The following is a 16,976-nucleotide window of genomic DNA, read 5'->3' as shown; positions in this document are numbered from 1 at the left end:
TAAAAAAAGGAGAGGTTAATTTGGAAAAGAGAAAAGTGTTGCCAGTAGCACTTTGTATGGCATTAGCTGCAAGTAGTTTGGTTGGCTGTACCTCCAAAGAAGAGACGAAATCAGGACAAGCTGCATCGACATCATCGACTTCAACAACATCTGCCGCCCCTGCCGCTCCTGCGAAGTTCAAAGTGGGGCTAACGACTGGCGGTTCCAAGTATGTTGAAGGATCGGCGGATATCAATAACGACAAGTATGTAAAGAAACTAGAAGAATTATCTAAAACAGATCTGACAATGCAATTGATTCCTCATGAGAACTATGACCAAAGCATGACGTTGCTATTTGCTTCCGGCGAACTGCCTGATTTGCTGCAGACCAAAGGAATTAACCGACCTGAAGTAGCACCTGCAATTGATTCTGGCGTGTTGCTTCCGCTAAATGATTTGATCGATAAGTATGGACCGAATTTGAAAAAGAAAGTGCCGAAGGCATCCTGGGATTCTGCTCGCGTGAGCAAAGACGGAAAAATTTATGGTATCCCGCAAGAAAACCCGATTACGAACAGCACGGTAACTTATATCCGCAAAGACTGGTTGGATAAATTGGGTCTTCAGGTGCCGAAAACCGTGGATGAATACATCGAGGTCATGAAAGCATTCCGCGATAAAGACCCGAATGGCAACGGGAAGCAAGATGAGATTCCAATGTCGGGACGCGCGAAGTTGGCTTTCGCCTATCAATTTTTCACTGCCTATGACGTGCAGCCGCAAAGTTGGAAATTTGAGAACGATCAATTAGTGCCGAATTTTATTCGCCCAGGCATGGTTGATGCGCTGAAAGTGTACCAAAAGCTATATCAAGAGAAGCTGCTGGATAACGAAGTGTTTACGCTCCAAGGCAAAGATTGGGATGCCAAGATTAAAGGTGCAGGTACGGTAGGTATTTGGTCTACATCCGCAGTAACGCCGGGTGCTGTTGAAACGGCTATTAAAGCGAATGTACCGACAGCGGCCGTTGAAATCATTCCTTCTCCAGTTGGACCTAACGGCAAGCCGGGTGGGATATACCCTTTAGGTTCCACGGTATCTGACTTTGTATGGACGATCCCGAAAAGTGCTAAAAACCCTGAAGCCATCATTAAATTCCTAGATTGGTTCTACTCCGATGATAAAGCCAAAGATACGTTCTTCATGTATGGGATTGAAGGTGACACGTACAAGGTAGAAAACGGTGCAATCAAGTACAACTACCCGACAACCAATGAGCAGATCCTAGCAGAGAATACGTTCCAAGAGTGGGTACACTTCACTGGCGGCAAGCCGCATCTTACGGATGATAGCTTCATCAAGAACAAGCCAGGCGGAGAAAAAACGGTGAAATCGTTGCAGGTGGCAAATAAAGAGAGCTTCCAAGACGATGCGCTAGAAATCCCTGCAATGCCAACCTTGAAAACACGACCAGAGCTGAACTATGACGGATTGTGGCTGGAATTTGCTGCAAAAGTCATTACTGGCAAAGAATCGGTGGATAAATTCAACGATTTCGTAGCTAGCTGGAAGAAACAAGGCGGAGATCAATTGATCAAAGAGGCAACAGAATGGTACAAAGCCAAAAATAAAAAATAATACACATGAACCCCCGCTGTCCCAGTGGGGGTTTTCTAAAAAACAAGGAGATTACCATGAGAAAACTTCACTTACTGTGTAACGCTCATTTAGACCCTGCTTGGCTATGGGAGATTGAAGAAGGAGCGGGAGAGGCGCTATCCACCTTCCGAATCGCGGCTGATTTCTGCGAAGAATATGGCGGGTTCATTTTTAACCATAACGAAGTCATTCTTTATAAATGGATTGAAGAATACGATCCGACGCTATTTAAGCGCATTCAGAAGCTGGTGTCCGAGGGCAAGTGGCACATCATGGGTGGCTGGTATCTGCAGCCGGATTGCAATATGCCAAGCGGAGAATCGTTCGTTAGGCAGATGCTGCTAGGGCGCGTGTATTTCAAAGAGAAGTTCGGCAAAGTGCCGACGACGGCTATTAATTTCGATCCGTTCGGTCATACGCGCGGACTCGTGCAAATTATGAGCAAGGCAGGCTTTGATTCGTATATCGTGTGCCGGCCTGATCAGAACGACTGTTCTTTACCAGGGGAAGAATTCCGTTGGATTGGGCATGACGGTTCCGAAGTTACGGTTCACCGCGCTTACAAAGCTTATTTATCAGGGCGCGGCAAGGCGCATGTGAAGGTTGAAGGCTGGATGCAGGATCATCCAGACAAGTCGGAAGGACTTGTATTGTGGGGAATAGGGAACCACGGAGGCGGACCTTCCCGGATTGATTTGAACAATCTGAAGGAGCTAAAAGAGAGGACAGAAGCGTTCGATCTGATCCACTCCACGCCAGAAGATTATTTTGCAGAGCTGAAAGCGAGCGGGAAAGAGCTGCCGACGTACGAGAAAGATTTGAATCCTTGGGCGGTTGGCTGCTATACGTCCCAAATTATGATTAAGCAAAAACATCGCAAGCTTGAAAATGAGTTGTTTTTTGTTGAAAAAATGATGTCCTCTTACGCGCTCCAGGGTTATGGCCCTTATCCGCAAAAGGACATTCATGAAGCTACCGTTGATTTAATGATTGCTGAATTTCATGATATATTGCCGGGTACTTCAGTTCAACCCGTGGAAGAAGCGGCTATTCGATTAATGGATCACGGTTTGGAAATTTTGTCTCGATTGAAAGCTCGCGCTTTCTTTGCCTTGACGGGCGGTCAACAGAAAGCCGCAGAAGGCGAGGTTCCGATTTTTGTTTATAATCCCCACCCCTATAAGGTGAAAGGCATTTTTGAATGTGAATTTCAGTTGCCGGCTGCGTCGAAAGGACAATTCGCGGTTCCGGTAGTGCATATACAAGGACAAAGAATCCCGAGTCAGGTTGAAAAGGAAATTAGCAGTCTTTACGTTGATTGGCGGAAACGTGCCGTATTTTATGCAGAGCTCGAGCCTGGTCAGATGAATCGGTTTGACTGTACAGTCGAATTTCTGCCGGAGAAACCAAAGCCGACACTCCAAGCGGTGAATGGGTTGATTGTTTTTAAGACGGATCGGCTGGAGGTTGTTATTAACTGCGATACCGGATTCATTGATTCGTACACAGCGGATGGTGTCTCCATGGTACAACCCAATGCGTTCAAGCCAGTTGTGGTGAAGGATTATGACGATTCATGGGGCAGTCAAACGCAAAGCTTCCCGGATGTCATCGGAGAATTCAAGCTCATGTCTCAAGCGAAAGGCTCCCGCTATTCGGGCATTCCGGGCAAGCCGATTGCTTCGGTCCGCGTGATTGAAGACGGCGAAGTACGAAGTGTGATTGAAGCGGTGTTTGCTTACAAAGACTCATTCATCTGCCAGCGTTATTATTTGCCTAAGCAGGGTACGGAAGTGAAGGTTGATCTTACTGTCCATTGGAACGAGAAGGCAAAAATGCTCAAGCTATCTGTGCCGACAACGTTCAAGCAGCCGCAATATTACGGCCAAGTGGCTTACGGTGTAGACGAACTGCCTGCTAACGGCAGGGAAGCAGTCGCTCAAAAATGGGTCGCTGCAGTTGATGGGGCTACGGGTGCATCTCTGTCCGTCGTGAATGACGGAACGTATGGATCCAGTATCCACGATGGCGAACTGCGGCTGACGCTGCTTCGTTCGCCGGGCTATTCCGCGCTTCCGGGAGGCAAAATGCCCTATACATTACCGAAGGACCGCTTTTCGCCACGAATCGATCAAGGGGAGCGCCGGTTCACGTTTTGGTTTAATGCAGGGACGTGGGAAGAACGTCTGCCTCAACTAGATCGAGAAGCGCTAGCACTTAATGAGAAGCCTTATGCGTTAACCTATTTCCCATCTGGAGAAGGCAAGGCGCCTGCTCCATTAATCAGCTTGAGTGATCCGTCGATACAGATGACGGCTTTTAAGAAAGCAGAAATTACTAACGATTTCATTGTACGCTTGTATGAGCCATCTGGAGAGGAACGGTTGACGAACGTTTCGATCCCATCTCTTGGCATAAATCAAGAGATACGCTTGGGTCGATTTGAAATTAAAACATTGCGATTGAATGTGACGGATCGAACGCTGGTCGATGAGAACTTAATGGAATAGGAACAGGAGTGAGAAGCGATGGATAAATTGACGGTTGCCCAATTAGCAGTAAACGGCGGGACGCCTGTTCGGACAGATCCATTCCCAGTTTGGCCGATCTATGGCCAAGAAGAAGAGAAGCTGTTGCTAGAGGTGCTGCATTCGCAGAAGTGGGGGGGAACGGGGAAATCCAACGTTCCAGGTCTAGAACCGAAGCTGCCTGAACTCGAAAGGCAGTTCGCCGACATGCATGGCGCGAAGCATGCCATTACGGTGGTGAACGGAACGATCGGAATTACCATTGCGCTGCAGGCAGCAGGTGTGCAACCGGGCGATGAAGTCATTCTGCCGGCATACACGTTCATTGCCACGGCGTCATCAGCGCTCATCTTCGGAGCCATTCCCGTCATTGTGGACGTAGAACCGGATACGCTGCTGATTGACCCTGATAAAGTCGAAGCAGCAATCACACCGAAGACAAAGGCGATTATCGCTGTGCATTTAGCAGGGGCTTCGGCGGACATGACTCGATTGAAGGAGATTGCGAGCCGTCATGGCTTGCGTCTGATCGAGGACTCCGCGCAAGGAGTCGGAGCTGAGTGGGACGGTAGGCGTGTTGGTGCTCTAGGAGACTTGGGCACGTTTAGCTTCCAGTCGGGCAAGAACGTGACGGCGGGAGAAGGCGGCATTATCTTGACCAATGACGACGAGCTTGCTGCAAAAGCATGGTCGCTTGTGAATGTAGGCCGTATCAAGCAAGGCGGCTGGTATCAGCACGAGGCTGTAGGCTGGAACTTGCGTATGACCGAATTCCAGGCAGCTGTATTACTTGGGCAATTGAGCCGTTTCGAAGCGCAGTTTGCCCTGCGGGAACGCAATGCAAAGCTGCTGAATGAGCTGCTGGCCCCGATCGAGGGTATTCTTACGGTTAAACGCGATCCGCGCGTTAACCGTCACGCCCAGCATTTGCACTTACTGTTCTTGAAACCTGACCTAGCGAGCCGCATCGATAAGAATGAGATGATTCGTCGATTGAATGGAGAAGGGATTCCCATGCATGCGGGATACGTTTCCTTAAACAGGAACAAAGCAATCCTTGAAGAGATTGCCAAATGGACAGGAGAATCCGAGCATCGACAATATGCTTGTCCAATTAGCGAACGAGCTTGCAACAACGAAGCGATGTGGCTGCATCAGAATGTATTGTTGGCGGATGAGAAGGCAATGTACGACATTGCGACGGCAGTAAATAAAGTGTTGAGATCGTTTGAATAACGTACAGGCTTGCAAGTGAGCTTGCGAATGGGGGAACTGCTGCGATGAAAATGGCGCGAATTGGTATTTTGCTGGATCAGGCTGCTGCTGAAAAACGGTGGCGATATAACATAAACGTATTCAATCGTTATCTGGGGGAAATCTTGACGCATCGCGGAATTCCGTTTCATTGGATTCACTCGGTTAAGAGCATAACAGATCATTATCCATGTGATGTCATTCTGGTTGCAGCCGTAGATGAAACTGCGGAGCATGCAGCGCTGCTTTGGCGTTACATGGAAAGGGGCGGCATTGTCGTTTCCTTTGCGGGTACGAACGATCTTGCGAAGAAATTAGGGTATCACAAAGGTATGGGCACAGGTGCAGGGTACGCTCACCTCCCGCATAGCGACAGACCGCTTCGTTTTCTGGATGCGGTGCCGTGGGTCGCAACGAATAACGCGATGGAGGAGCCAACAAACGTCCAGAAGATCGGAACCATCTGCAAAGGCTCGCCAAGCGGCGACGGTTATGGACCTGCCCTACAGCAATTCAGCATTGGACAAGGAAGCTTGGAGCGTTATTCCGTAGATGTCGTGAATACCATTGTCCAGCTCCAGCAAGGAAGCAAGCCTGTTATTGAGGATGGGCCACCATCTGCAGATGGAACTGCCCTGGTGAACGATGGCGTGCTGAAGGCAGATGACGTGATCGAGCTTGATTACGAGCACGACCGGGTCGCAACGGAAACGGGAATCCCGTTGTTTCTTCACCCCTATGCCGACATGTGGCGTGATGAATTGGTCGGGCATTTGCTTCGACGCACAGCAGAAAAAGGCTTGGTGCTACCGTTTCTCGGCTATTGGCCGGAAGGCACGGAGCAGGTGGCTCACATTTCGCATGACAGCGACTATAACTTTGACGAGCATGCCGTAGCTACGCTAGACATCCTAAAGGAAACCGGCGTCCGCTCTACCTGGTGTATGTTGGAGCCGGGCTATAGTAAAGGCTTATACAAGCAGATCGAAGCAGACGGGCATGAGCTGGCGCTGCACTACAACGCTGTAGATGTAGACAACGGCAATTGGAGCGGAGAAGAATTCCGCCGGCAATTCGAATGGTTCCAAGAGGCAACGGGCATGAAGCAAGTGCCGACGAATAAGAACCATCTTACCCGCATAGAAGGATGGGGAGAGCTGTTCCAATGGTGCGAAAACTGCGGCATCGAATCGGACCAAAGCCGTGGCGGCAGCAAGAAGGGCAACCTTGGGTTCGCGTTTGGAACGTGTCAGCCGTTCTTTCCGATTGCGCTTTCTGACGAGAAAAATCGGGTATACAACGTGATGGAAGTCGGGTTTCTGACGCCGGATTTGGAATTGAAAAAGTGGGGTGACCGCAGCATCGTCATTCCGATTCTGGAACAAGTGGCCAAGGTGCAAGGTGTTGCGCATTTCTTGTTCCATCAATTTCATATCTACCACCAAGAAGTGGTGCGGGATGCGTTCCGTTACGTTGTAGAAGAAGCGCGCAAGCGCGGGTTTGTCTTCTGGACGAATGAAGAAATCAACCGTTGGGTGCGGGCGCGCCGCAAGGTCGCCATTTCTGGATTGACGGCAGACGGTTATCCGATTACGGATAACGTGCCGGTCGAAGGTGGCCGTGTTGTTGCTTGGGTGCCAGTAATGAATGGAAGCACCAACGGATCGAGCAGCTCGGACAGCTTGGATAGCTCAAGCGGCGAGATCAGGGAGCTTTACGGCGTAGCGTGTAAGAAAGTCATTTTAACGGCTCAGGAAGTGATAAGCGCATGATTACCTACACACCATCAACAGATATATGGCGCATTGCTCCTATCCGTTGGGATTTAGCTCAAGAAAATGACATGTCGCGCCGCATCTATGCCATTTTGTTGAAATGGCTGCCTTTTGCTAATGAGCATTTTCAGGACTGGGATGTACGTCCGAACAGCGGTCATTTCTTCGGAGGAACTTTCTGGTACCAATCCGACTCGGCCCAGAACTCGCTTGTTTACGCGGTGCTTTCCAAGCTAGGCGAATATGACGAGCAGGCAACGGGGATCTCCCGGAATCTTTTGAAAGAACGTGCCATCAAAGCGATTCGCTATATTGGATTTACGCATGATACGGGTCCAGAGGATTGTGTCCGAGTAGAGGGCGTGCTGCCTTACACGAGCGGGAAAAAGTGGGGAGGTCAAGGCGATAGCTTCTTTATGGCTAGCCAAAACGGCCGCTCCATCGCTTTCTTTGCCTACGCTGCTTGGATGCTGTGGGATGACTTGGACATAGAGACGAAGGTGCTCGTGCAAAATGTTGTTTCTAGCTATGCCGATCAATGGTCAGTCGACGAACCCCGTAATGGCGTTTATTATGATACGCAATGCGAGGAAAACGGATGGACAGCGGCAGGGATCGGAGCGGCGGTTGCACTGTTTCCCGATCATCCGCATCACGCACAGTGGAAGCACGGATTCCGCCTGTGGGCGGTAAACTCCGTCACCACCTACAAGGACAGGCTCGCTGACCCGTCTGGCTTAATCGATAATCCCATTGGAAATCTGGTGCGAACGGTGACGTTCCATCCTGACATGACAGCGGAAAACCATGCCTTCGTTCATCCAAGCTATTTGTGCGCAGGGACCAATCTACGCGGAATCTTTGCTTTAATGTCACTGACCGCGGGTCAAGAAATTCTCCGTGAGGCGGTACACAATAACGAGAAGCTGTATGAGCGTACAATTAAAATTTGGGCGCAGTTCGATGGCTTGGCCGTTCCAGTTCAAGGCCAAGACTGGTGGTATAATCGGCAGCATGAGCGCCAGCTGACGCATACAATTCTAAATGTCATTCATGGTAATCGGGATGCTGCTAATCTGGTAAGAGGATCACTTGACTCGATTGAACGCATCCAAGCCAGCAATTCACGCGGTTGCTTGCTGGAAGAACGCGGGGAAGAATGTATCATCAATAAAGCGCACGCGCAGTTTGCCAGAGACTTGGAGCATGGCTCAGCGGTCGATCTGCTCTGCTCATATTTGATATACCTCTTTGGAGGCCCTGGCGCAGAGCCAAGCGATACGGAGGAAATGACGAATCGTTTGTTAGGTGTATACACGTACGCTTATGGTAATTCCATCGTTCACCGTCGCAAGGATTCCTTCGCGAGCTTTACATGGCGTAACAATGTTATGGCGCTAACATTGCCTTCCAAAGGCTTATGGCAGGTAACCCCGCTTTATGCGAGTTACACAGGAACGGTAGAGTTTGCAGAGAAGAAGGGGATTAAAGGTCTGAGCAACGAATCGATCATCCGTGATGTGGAGCAGGAAAGTATTCTACCGTTCCATGATGGCTTCGCAGCAACAGTGACAATTGCCAGAGGAGCCCGCGAGCTGCTTCAGCATGTGGCTTTTCTGTCACTGCCGAACGGCAGTACCGTGTACATTGAGCGTTTCGAAGCGATGAAGAATGTGACAATTCAGCATGCGCAAACTGGCATCATTGGTATCCGCAATGAGAATTATGCAGCCATGCCAGAGCTAGCCCCCGGCACACGCACTTTATATTATCCGGGCGGTACCGACAAGTTCCGTGGCTTCTATGGACAGGAGCCCAATCAGGTTGAAACGTATGGAAGTGCTGCCTACGTGAATGTAGATGATTATATCGGGTACGTTATCATCGGCGGGCAGGGCATCACATATATCAACAAGCATGAATATTTGAAGTGGAAGGGCGTAGAAGACATACTCGTCCTCAATGATATCGGTTCCATGCAGCTAACGGAAGGGCAGACAAGGGAACCATTCATTGTGGTCTCGATCCCTAACCAAACAGCAGCGCAGACAGAAGTAGCAAGCAGTCAAACGGTTCAGCTAGAAACGAATGACGAAACGATCGTTGTAGAGACCGAGGACTGTATCGTCGCTGCCAACTTCCGTGCAGATGGGGTGCGTACGATTGCAAAAAAACGCATCGTGGCAGGCATGGTACTGAATGTCTATGAAGGCAGGCAAACCTTAAGAGGGGAAGCGTATTTCTGGCATGGCTATGTACCCTCCTTTTCTTCCCTTTATCGCCAAGCGGTTTGTCAGCTATCCGTTGATTTGGCTGCGAAATTGTTGCTTGATGTGACTGTCGCCGATGGCAATATGATCTTGATGAATGAAAGTGAGCATGCGGTTTCCTGCACAATCACCTTAACTAATGGCAAGAGCTTAGATATAAAAGTTGCCGCAGGCGGATGCCATACGCTTGAGGTTTGATCGTACAAAAATAACCGAGCAGAGAGGGTCCAAGAGTGGATCTTCTCTGCTCGGTTCGTTGCTATTGGATGCCCAGCCTTTTTCGGTATTCGGTGGGGGTTAGTCCACAACTTTTTTTGAACACTTTAGCAAAATGGGGATAATCGGCATAACCGATGGCATGAGGAATGTTGATTGTCTTGCATGCAGGATCACTTAACATGTCTTTCGCCATATCGATTCGCAGTTGGGTCAGAAAATGGATGAAGGGGACCCCCATCTCTTCCTTAAAGGAACGACTGAAGTAAGCAGCGGACATTTGAATATAGTCAGCGACCTCCTGCATGGAGAAGGTTTCGGACGTATAATTGTGTTTAATGTAGTCCACTGCACGTTGAATGCCTTGATGGCTCCCCCAATTACGGGATTGGCGGATTTGCTGAATAGCCGACGCCAGGAGGGAGCATGTATGGTTGAACAGCTCTTCCGTTTTGACTGGAATGGGGTCATCCGCACCGTCATTGAACATCCGAATCCCTTTTTCGCTCAATCTTGCGTCGATATGGCAAAGCAGTTCGAAATAGGCAGTTCGTATCTGCGAGTCTTCCGTTGCTTCCAGCACAAGAGTTGTTTGGAATTTCTTAAGATCGTTTATTACGGCATCATCATTCAGAATCCAGACGTTCTCGTTCATAGATTCAGCATGCTCTTTGACTAAAAGAATCCAGCGACCACGGTCGGATAAAGATAATTTTTCTTGCTCTAAGCTAGTGAAAATGCGATCAAGCGTTTCTTGAAGTAAAGCCGGCCGGATGGGCTTCAGTAAATATTCAGAGGCCCCATACCGAATCGCTTGTTGGGCAAAGGTAAAATCATCATAGCCGGAGAGGATGACTACTTTAGGTTTTTGGTTCCGCTTATGCAGTTCCTGCAGCAATTCAAGACCATCCATAATCGGCATGCGTATATCGGTCAAAATCAGATCAGGAGCGTGCTGTTCGATGAGCCGAAGAGCCTCCTGGCCGTCTTCCGCTTCTGCAACCACCTTGAAGCGGCCTGTTGCATCAATCAGCTTGCCAAGCATTTTTTTGACCATCGGCTCGTCGTCAATCGTGATGACTCGATACATGTTGTGATCCCTCCTTATAAGGCAGTCTAACTTGAATGACAGTGCCTGTCGTATCTGATTTCTCTATATAAAGCCCGTAGGGCTCATTATAAGTCAATCGAATGCGGTGATGGACATTCAGCAATCCGATGTGATGAAAGGAAAGTTCTGTCTCGTCGCCTGCGAGGGAGCCTTCGAAAATTTTGTTATATGTCTCGCATAGCTTCGAATCCATGCCTTGACCATGGTCGGTAATCCGCAGCAGACAGTAATTCTCCAGCTGCTCGGAAGAAACGCTGATAGAGGTCGGGCGAAGTTTATGGCGTTCATACCCATGGACGATCGAATTCTCAATCAAGGGCTGAATGATTAAGCGAACAGCTTGTACGTTAGATGCCGTTCGTGCTTCGATCCCGCAATCGAATGTTAAGTAGGGATATCGCTCGTTTTGGATGTTCAAATACGTATTGACGTGATCCAATTCCTCTTTGAGACTGACGATTTGCTGGGAGCTGCCTACGCTATAGCGGAACAAATCTGCAAGAGAGGTTGCCATGTTGCTAATAGGCAGCACGCCTTCCACGACGGCGTAGGAGTTAATGGCTTCGAGCGTGTTATAGAGAAAATGCGGGTTGATCTGCGATTGCATCGCCTGCATCATAGCTTCTCGCTGCTTAAGCTGAAGATCTTTCTCCTTGAGCTTAGAAGAATGCACGACTTCGATCAGTCTGCGTATTTCCCTGACCATCTTGTTGAAGCTGCGGTATAGGCTTCCAATTTCGTCCTCTCGGTGCTCGGGGGCTTGGATAGCCAAATTCCCCTGCTCCGCATTTTTCATTAACCGCTGGAGAACAGAGAGCGATCGAGTTAGGTTAAAGGAAAATCCTGCTAACGCGGCCATTACGAACAAGATAACGAAAAAGGCAATCCACAGCGTTATATTTCGGAGATCGATCAGGTTGCTGATCAGCTCCCGCAGCGGGACTTCAGATACCATTGTCCAGTTCGTGTAAGGAGAGCGATGGAAAATGACCAATGTTTTTCCTGCATCGGTATTTTTCAAGAAATAGCCCTCCTGGCTCCCGCGGAATCGCTCCATCAGCTTGGAATCCACAGGCTTGCCTTGATAGCTGAGATCCGGATGATACAGAATTTGAGCATTGTTGTCTGCAATCCAAATATAGCCGGTTTGTCCAAGTTGAACCTTTGCCAGAATGTTCATAATCTGGTTCATGTTTAAATCCATCACCAACATACCAAGTGACTTGTAATTGGCAGCATCGCGAAATGTGCGGACAACGGTCAGCACGGGCGAATTATCTGGATTGCGGATGCCGACAATTCGGAAGGATGTTGCATCCGCGTATTGTTGGAATAACTTCATATAGTCGCTCTTGGGGGAAACGCCGCCATAACTGACAACGCCATTTTCCGTTGCGACGGAGAAACCTTTCAGGTCCGGGCGGCCGAACATGAAATTCGGCAGTACTTGTTTTTCGATATCACGGGTGATGATAAACCGATCATATTGCTCATCTGCTGGCAGCTGCATGAATTTCAGGATGAGCGGATGCGTGATAACGGGAAACGTGATCCGTTCCAAGTCGATGAAATAATTGTCCAATTGATTATTGATTTGAGTAATAAGCTGTTGGCTGGAATGGACAGCGTTCGTTTCGATCTTTTCTGTTGTTTTTTCATACCAGATTACCCCGAGAGAGATAAACGGCAGGCATAGAAACAAGAGGATTAATACATTCAATTTGGTGCGAATGGGTAATGCTCTTGCCATCTTTAAGAATTTCATAGCGGATTACTCCGTTCGTCTAAGTAGGTTAATGAAGTGTTCCATAATTATAACAAGGGGCGAAATGAATGGAAAGAAGCATAACGCGTTTGAGAGGAGAGTTGTAGATGAAACAGGAACCTTTTTGCATTTTAGGCTGCCAGCATATGCATATTGCCCAATTTATTCAGGAAATGAACGATTTGGGGCACCCTTGTGCGGGTATTTATGATGGAGAAGATGCCGCGATGGCAAGCAGGCTGGCTGATCGGTATGGAGTCACGCTATTCGACGATCCAGAGAAGCTGCTTAGTGTGAGCGGATCCATTGTAGGCAGCGCTGCTGTCAACCAAGACAAAATCGATATCATTGAGCTCTGCGAAAGACATGGTCGGCATGTGATGGTGGATAAGCCAGCGGTCGTTAACTCAGCTGGGCTCAATCGGCTTGCCGAAGTCATCCGCCGGGGACGTATACAAGTCGGTATGATGCTGACGGAGCGATTTCGTCCGGAACTGTTTGCGCTCAGAGAGGCTATTCGGCAAGGAGAACTAGGTAAGATCATCCATATTCAGATGCGCAAGCCGCATAGATTGCGCGCTTCGGGAAGGCCAGCTTGGTTTTTTGATAAAGCTCGCAACGGAGGACCGATTATTGATCTTCTCATCCATGATTTTGACTTGCTTCGATGGTTGACAGGAGAAGAGGTAACTTCGGTTCATGGCTGGAAAAGCAAACGCATACTGCCGGAATATCCGACATTTTTGGACGCTGCATCTCTGCAAGTGCTTCTCAGTAGAGGAGTTACCGCACAGCTATATACGGACTGGCACACACCTGAAGCTAGTTGGACCTGGGGAGACGGGCGCATCTATGTGACCGGTACGAAAGGCTGCGCGGAGCTGCGTCTGGAGGGAGACCCGATTGTGGGCAAGGGGCCATTATTTATCCAGGTGACGAACGATATGCCAGCAAGGACAATAGAGCCGGACACAGTTCCATTATCGCTAAGTGAAGACTTCCTAAATCGTATTGAAGGACGGCCGGCGATTTTGACAGCTAACGATGTCCTGCAAGCATGTAAAGCTGCCGTGGAAGCAGACGAAGCAGCTGCCATTATGCAATGGATGGAAAGGTAGTTAAGACAATTTATACATCAGGGAGATGAAGAGACGATGACGAAAGAAGATATGTTAATGCATCTGGGAGATGATTATGATCGATATTTGGGTGCGATTGTACCTCCAATTTTTCAAAATTCCCTGTTCACTAGAAAACAGAAAGATCACGGTTACGTGTATACCCGAATAGGGAATCCAACCACCGAGGTAGTAGAGAGAAAAATAGCCGCCCTAGAGGAAGGAGAGGCCGCTAGATGTTTCTCCTCCGGTATGGGAGCGATTTCGGCGTCGATTATGAGATATGTTTCAGCAGGGGCTCATGTGATTTGCATACGGAGCGCATACGGCCCGACACGGGAGTTTCTGAGCTCTTACTTGGCGAAGTTCGGGGTAGAGACGACGTTCGTGACTGGAGATCGATTAGACGAGTTCGAGCAAGCCATTCGACCGAATACCAAGTTGATCTATTTGGAAAGTCCTTCTTCCCACTTGTTCGTACTTCAGGATTTGGAGGCGATAGCTCAATTGGCCAAGGCGAATGGGATCGGAACCATTATTGACAGTACATGGGCGACCCCTTTATTTTGCAACCCGCTGCGCTTCGGTATCGATATGGTCGTTCATTCGGCATCGAAATATTTGGGCGGTCACAGCGACATTATTGGAGGTGTTGCGATCGGACGAGGAGATGATATGGAGAAAATCACGCATGAGGAACGGGCGTTGCTCGGTTCCTGTATGGATCCGCATCAGTCGTGGCTTCTATTGAGGGGAATGCGCACCCTGCCTGTCCGTATGAGACAGCATCAAGAAAGTGCCATGAAAATTGCGGAGTTTCTTGAAACCCATCCGAAGGTGGAACGCGTGTATTATCCTGGTCTTAAAAGTCATCCGCAGTATGAGCTTGGGAGAAAGCTGTTTACCGGGTACACGGGATTAATAAGCTTCCTTCCGCGCGCTAATGAGCAAGCCATTCGGGAGATGATCCCGAAGCTCCATTATTTCGAGTTCGGCCCTAGCTGGGGCGGATTTGAAAGTCTAATTATCGATCCAGGCGTAGGAATCAGTGAGGAAGCCTCTCAAGCGACCGGTATTCCGCGTGGATTACTAAGGATCTCAGTCGGGCTGGAGTCGGTAGATTCGCTGATAAGTGACTTAGATCAAGCATTGAATAGTCTTTCATGAAAATAAATGTTTATTTCAAACAATAGTGCATAGAATTAAGAATAAATGGATTGACGTACGGCCTAATTTCTCCTAATATATGTTTAAAAAGAATAAATAAATGTTCGTTAATAACAATTAGGAGTGGATAAGATGTCTCGATTGCCACGTATTAACCGCATGTTCAGTGATCAGGGAAAATGTTTCGATGTTGCTGTGGATCACGGTTTTTTTAATGAATTCTCCTTCTTAACAGGCATTGAGAATATGAAACAGGCCATTGAAACGATTGTCAAAGCAAATCCGGACTGCATACAGCTAAGTACTGGGCAAGCTCGCTTGCTGCAAGAGATCCCTGGGAAACAGAAGCCGGGACTCGTCCTGCGAACGGATGCGGCCAATATTTATGGCACAGAGCTGCCGAAATTTGTGTTCAGCGAATTGATCGACAGGGCGATTGAGCAAGCTGTACGTTTGGATGCCGTCGCTGTTTGTGTCAATTTGCTGCTTCTTCCGGGTCAACCGGAATTGCATCATCAGTGTGTGCGGAACATAGCCCTTTTGAAAACGGAAAGTGAAAAATATGGGATGCCATTGATGGTTGAACCGCTTGTCATGCTTCCGAATGAAGCAAAAGGCGGTTATATGGTCGATGGCGATATTCACAAAATTATGCCGCTTGTTCGCCAGGCCGTTGAGTTGGGAGCCGATGTGATAAAAGCAGACCCATGCGATGATGTTTCCGAATATCACCGGGTGATTGAAGTTGCCTCTGGCATTCCAGTGCTTGTGCGCGGTGGTGGTAGGGCGAGCGATGAGGAAATCGTATTGCGTACGGTGGAATTGATGGAGCAGGGTGCTTCAGGCATCGTCTATGGGCGTAATGTCATTCAACACCCGAAACCTGCTGAGATGACCGCAGCTTTAATGAGTATTGTGCATCATGGCGCAACGGCGGAGCAAGCGCTAAGCATTCTGAAGGGGGCCAGCGAATAGTGGAAAGAAGAATAATTCGTTTTGGTATTATCGGCTGCGGCTTAATGGGCAAAGAGTTCGCGAGCAGCGCTGCGCGTTGGTGTCAACTGACGGACGTTGATTTTGAACCCCGGATTGTGGCGGTATGTGACGCAAACTCAGCTGCTTCTCAATGGTTCCTCGATCATGTCCCGAGTGTGGAAAACGCTTATACAGATTATAAGAAGCTATTGGATGATCCGACAGTGGAGGCTATTTATTGTGCTGTACCTCATAATTTACATGAGCACATGTATGTCGACATCATTCGGGCAGGCAAGCATCTCTTAGGCGAGAAGCCGTTCGGCATCGACCAAAAAGCGAATGCAGCCATTCAAGCAGTAATTGCCGAGAATCCGAATGTCATCGTCCGCTGCTCTTCGGAATTTCCGTTTTTCCCAGGAGCCCAACAGATCATGAAATGGGTAAATGTGGGGAAATTCGGGAAAATCATTGAGGTGGAAGCTGGTTTCTGGCACTCGAGCGACCTGGATCCGACGAAGCCGATTAATTGGAAGCGAAGAATCAATACAAACGGCGAATACGGATGTATGGGTGATCTCGGCATGCACGTGCTGCATCTGCCGCTCCGATTCGGTTGGAAGCCCAAGAACGTACGGGCGCTTCTATCCAAAATCGTTCATGAGCGTCCAGATGGAAAGGGAGGCTCCGCGCCTTGTGAAACATGGGACAACGCGATTCTCGCATGTGATGTGAAGCTGGCTAACGAACAGTTCCCGATGATCCTGTCTACCAAACGAATTGCGCCAGGCCATGCAAATACTTGGTTTATCCGTATTCAAGGTACGGCGTTATCTGCAGAGTTTACAACCAAAAATCCGAAGCAGGTTGCCTCCATGCCGTATCAACCGGGAGGACAGCAAGCTTGGCATGTGGTAGATGTACCTTATAAATCTGCCTATAGTACGATTACTGGAGGAATTTTTGAATTTGGTTTCTCCGATTCGATTCTGCAAATGTGGGCGGCATTCTGTGATGAGCTTACACATGGAGCGAGCATGCAGCAGCCTTTCGGTTGCGTCACACCGGAGGAAGCAGCAGACAGCCATCGTATCTTTACGGCAGCACTCGAGTCGGAGAGAAATGGAGAAACGGTGACGATAGACTGGGGGACCTAA

11 protein-coding genes are annotated in these 16,976 nt (G+C 48.7%); 9 read left to right on the top strand and 2 right to left on the bottom strand.

Annotated elements, in window-relative coordinates; genetic code table 11:
- The first annotated feature begins 20 nt into the window (after positions 1–20).
- The 5 genes from AC58QG_RS24605 to AC58QG_RS24585 are packed head-to-tail and all read left to right on the top strand — an operon-like array spanning position 21 to position 9,665.
- Positions 21–1,619 (top strand): extracellular solute-binding protein, encoded by a 1,599-nt coding sequence (locus AC58QG_RS24605; RefSeq protein WP_497364750.1) that lies wholly within the window; start codon positions 21–23, stop codon positions 1,617–1,619.
- A 56-nt stretch (positions 1,620–1,675) separates the two neighbouring features.
- Positions 1,676–4,150, top strand: coding sequence for a glycoside hydrolase family 38 N-terminal domain-containing protein (locus AC58QG_RS24600; RefSeq protein ID WP_497364749.1), 2,475 nt, complete (start codon positions 1,676–1,678; stop codon positions 4,148–4,150).
- A gap of 18 nt (positions 4,151–4,168) precedes the next feature.
- On the top strand, positions 4,169–5,404 hold the full coding sequence (locus tag AC58QG_RS24595) for a DegT/DnrJ/EryC1/StrS family aminotransferase (protein WP_497364748.1): 1,236 nt from the start codon (positions 4,169–4,171) through the stop codon (positions 5,402–5,404).
- A 44-nt stretch (positions 5,405–5,448) separates the two neighbouring features.
- Positions 5,449–7,194: a polysaccharide deacetylase family protein gene (locus AC58QG_RS24590; RefSeq protein WP_497364747.1), complete on the top strand. Its 1,746-nt coding sequence runs from the start codon at positions 5,449–5,451 to the stop codon at positions 7,192–7,194.
- The gene (locus tag AC58QG_RS24585; RefSeq protein ID WP_497364746.1) at positions 7,191–9,665 is read left to right on the top strand and encodes a hypothetical protein; all 2,475 of its coding nucleotides are present in this window, start codon (positions 7,191–7,193) and stop codon (positions 9,663–9,665) included. Before AC58QG_RS24590 ends, AC58QG_RS24585 begins: the two co-directional genes overlap by 4 nt.
- 61 nt (positions 9,666–9,726) lie before the next feature.
- Here the strand turns inward: AC58QG_RS24585 and AC58QG_RS24580 are convergent, their stop codons facing one another.
- Both AC58QG_RS24580 and AC58QG_RS24575 read right to left on the bottom strand, forming a co-directional pair.
- On the bottom strand, positions 9,727–10,773 hold the full coding sequence (locus AC58QG_RS24580) for a response regulator (protein WP_497364745.1): 1,047 nt from the start codon (positions 10,771–10,773) through the stop codon (positions 9,727–9,729).
- Positions 10,751–12,559 (bottom strand): sensor histidine kinase, encoded by a 1,809-nt coding sequence (locus tag AC58QG_RS24575; RefSeq protein WP_497364744.1) that lies wholly within the window; start codon positions 12,557–12,559, stop codon positions 10,751–10,753. Before AC58QG_RS24575 ends, AC58QG_RS24580 begins: the two co-directional genes overlap by 23 nt.
- Positions 12,560–12,666: 107 nt before the next feature.
- Here AC58QG_RS24575 and AC58QG_RS24570 point away from each other — a divergent pair, with 107 nt between their 5' ends.
- From AC58QG_RS24570 to AC58QG_RS24555, 4 genes are all read left to right on the top strand, one after another.
- On the top strand, positions 12,667–13,677 hold the full coding sequence (locus AC58QG_RS24570) for a Gfo/Idh/MocA family protein (protein WP_497364743.1): 1,011 nt from the start codon (positions 12,667–12,669) through the stop codon (positions 13,675–13,677).
- A 36-nt stretch (positions 13,678–13,713) separates the two neighbouring features.
- Positions 13,714–14,844: a trans-sulfuration enzyme family protein gene (locus AC58QG_RS24565; RefSeq protein WP_497364742.1), complete on the top strand. Its 1,131-nt coding sequence runs from the start codon at positions 13,714–13,716 to the stop codon at positions 14,842–14,844.
- A gap of 132 nt (positions 14,845–14,976) precedes the next feature.
- Positions 14,977–15,819, top strand: coding sequence for a class I fructose-bisphosphate aldolase (locus AC58QG_RS24560; protein WP_497364741.1), 843 nt, complete (start codon positions 14,977–14,979; stop codon positions 15,817–15,819).
- Positions 15,819–16,976 carry a Gfo/Idh/MocA family protein gene (locus tag AC58QG_RS24555; RefSeq protein ID WP_497364740.1) on the top strand — a complete coding sequence of 386 codons (1,158 nt, stop codon included), beginning with the start codon at positions 15,819–15,821 and terminating at the stop codon, positions 16,974–16,976. Before AC58QG_RS24560 ends, AC58QG_RS24555 begins: the two co-directional genes overlap by 1 nt.

It is taken from the genome of Paenibacillus sp. J22P169, from assembly GCF_059691995.1.
This window is presented reverse-complemented; position numbering and strand designations above follow the sequence as displayed.

What these genes read in the sequence shown, in the direction of transcription:
- AC58QG_RS24600 (WP_497364749.1), top strand. Translation starts at nt 1,676, where the DNA reads ATGAGAAAACTTCACTTACTGTGTAACGCTCATTTAGACCCTGCTTGG.
- AC58QG_RS24570 (WP_497364743.1), top strand. Translation starts at nt 12,667, where the DNA reads ATGAAACAGGAACCTTTTTGCATTTTAGGCTGCCAGCATATGCATATT.
- AC58QG_RS24590 (WP_497364747.1), top strand. Translation starts at nt 5,449, where the DNA reads ATGAAAATGGCGCGAATTGGTATTTTGCTGGATCAGGCTGCTGCTGAA.
- AC58QG_RS24580 (WP_497364745.1), bottom strand. Translation starts at nt 10,773, where the DNA reads ATGTATCGAGTCATCACGATTGACGACGAGCCGATGGTCAAAAAAATG.
- AC58QG_RS24565 (WP_497364742.1), top strand. Translation starts at nt 13,714, where the DNA reads ATGACGAAAGAAGATATGTTAATGCATCTGGGAGATGATTATGATCGA.
- AC58QG_RS24560 (WP_497364741.1), top strand. Translation starts at nt 14,977, where the DNA reads ATGTCTCGATTGCCACGTATTAACCGCATGTTCAGTGATCAGGGAAAA.
- AC58QG_RS24575 (WP_497364744.1), bottom strand. Translation starts at nt 12,559, where the DNA reads ATGAAATTCTTAAAGATGGCAAGAGCATTACCCATTCGCACCAAATTG.
- AC58QG_RS24595 (WP_497364748.1), top strand. Translation starts at nt 4,169, where the DNA reads ATGGATAAATTGACGGTTGCCCAATTAGCAGTAAACGGCGGGACGCCT.
- AC58QG_RS24585 (WP_497364746.1), top strand. Translation starts at nt 7,191, where the DNA reads ATGATTACCTACACACCATCAACAGATATATGGCGCATTGCTCCTATC.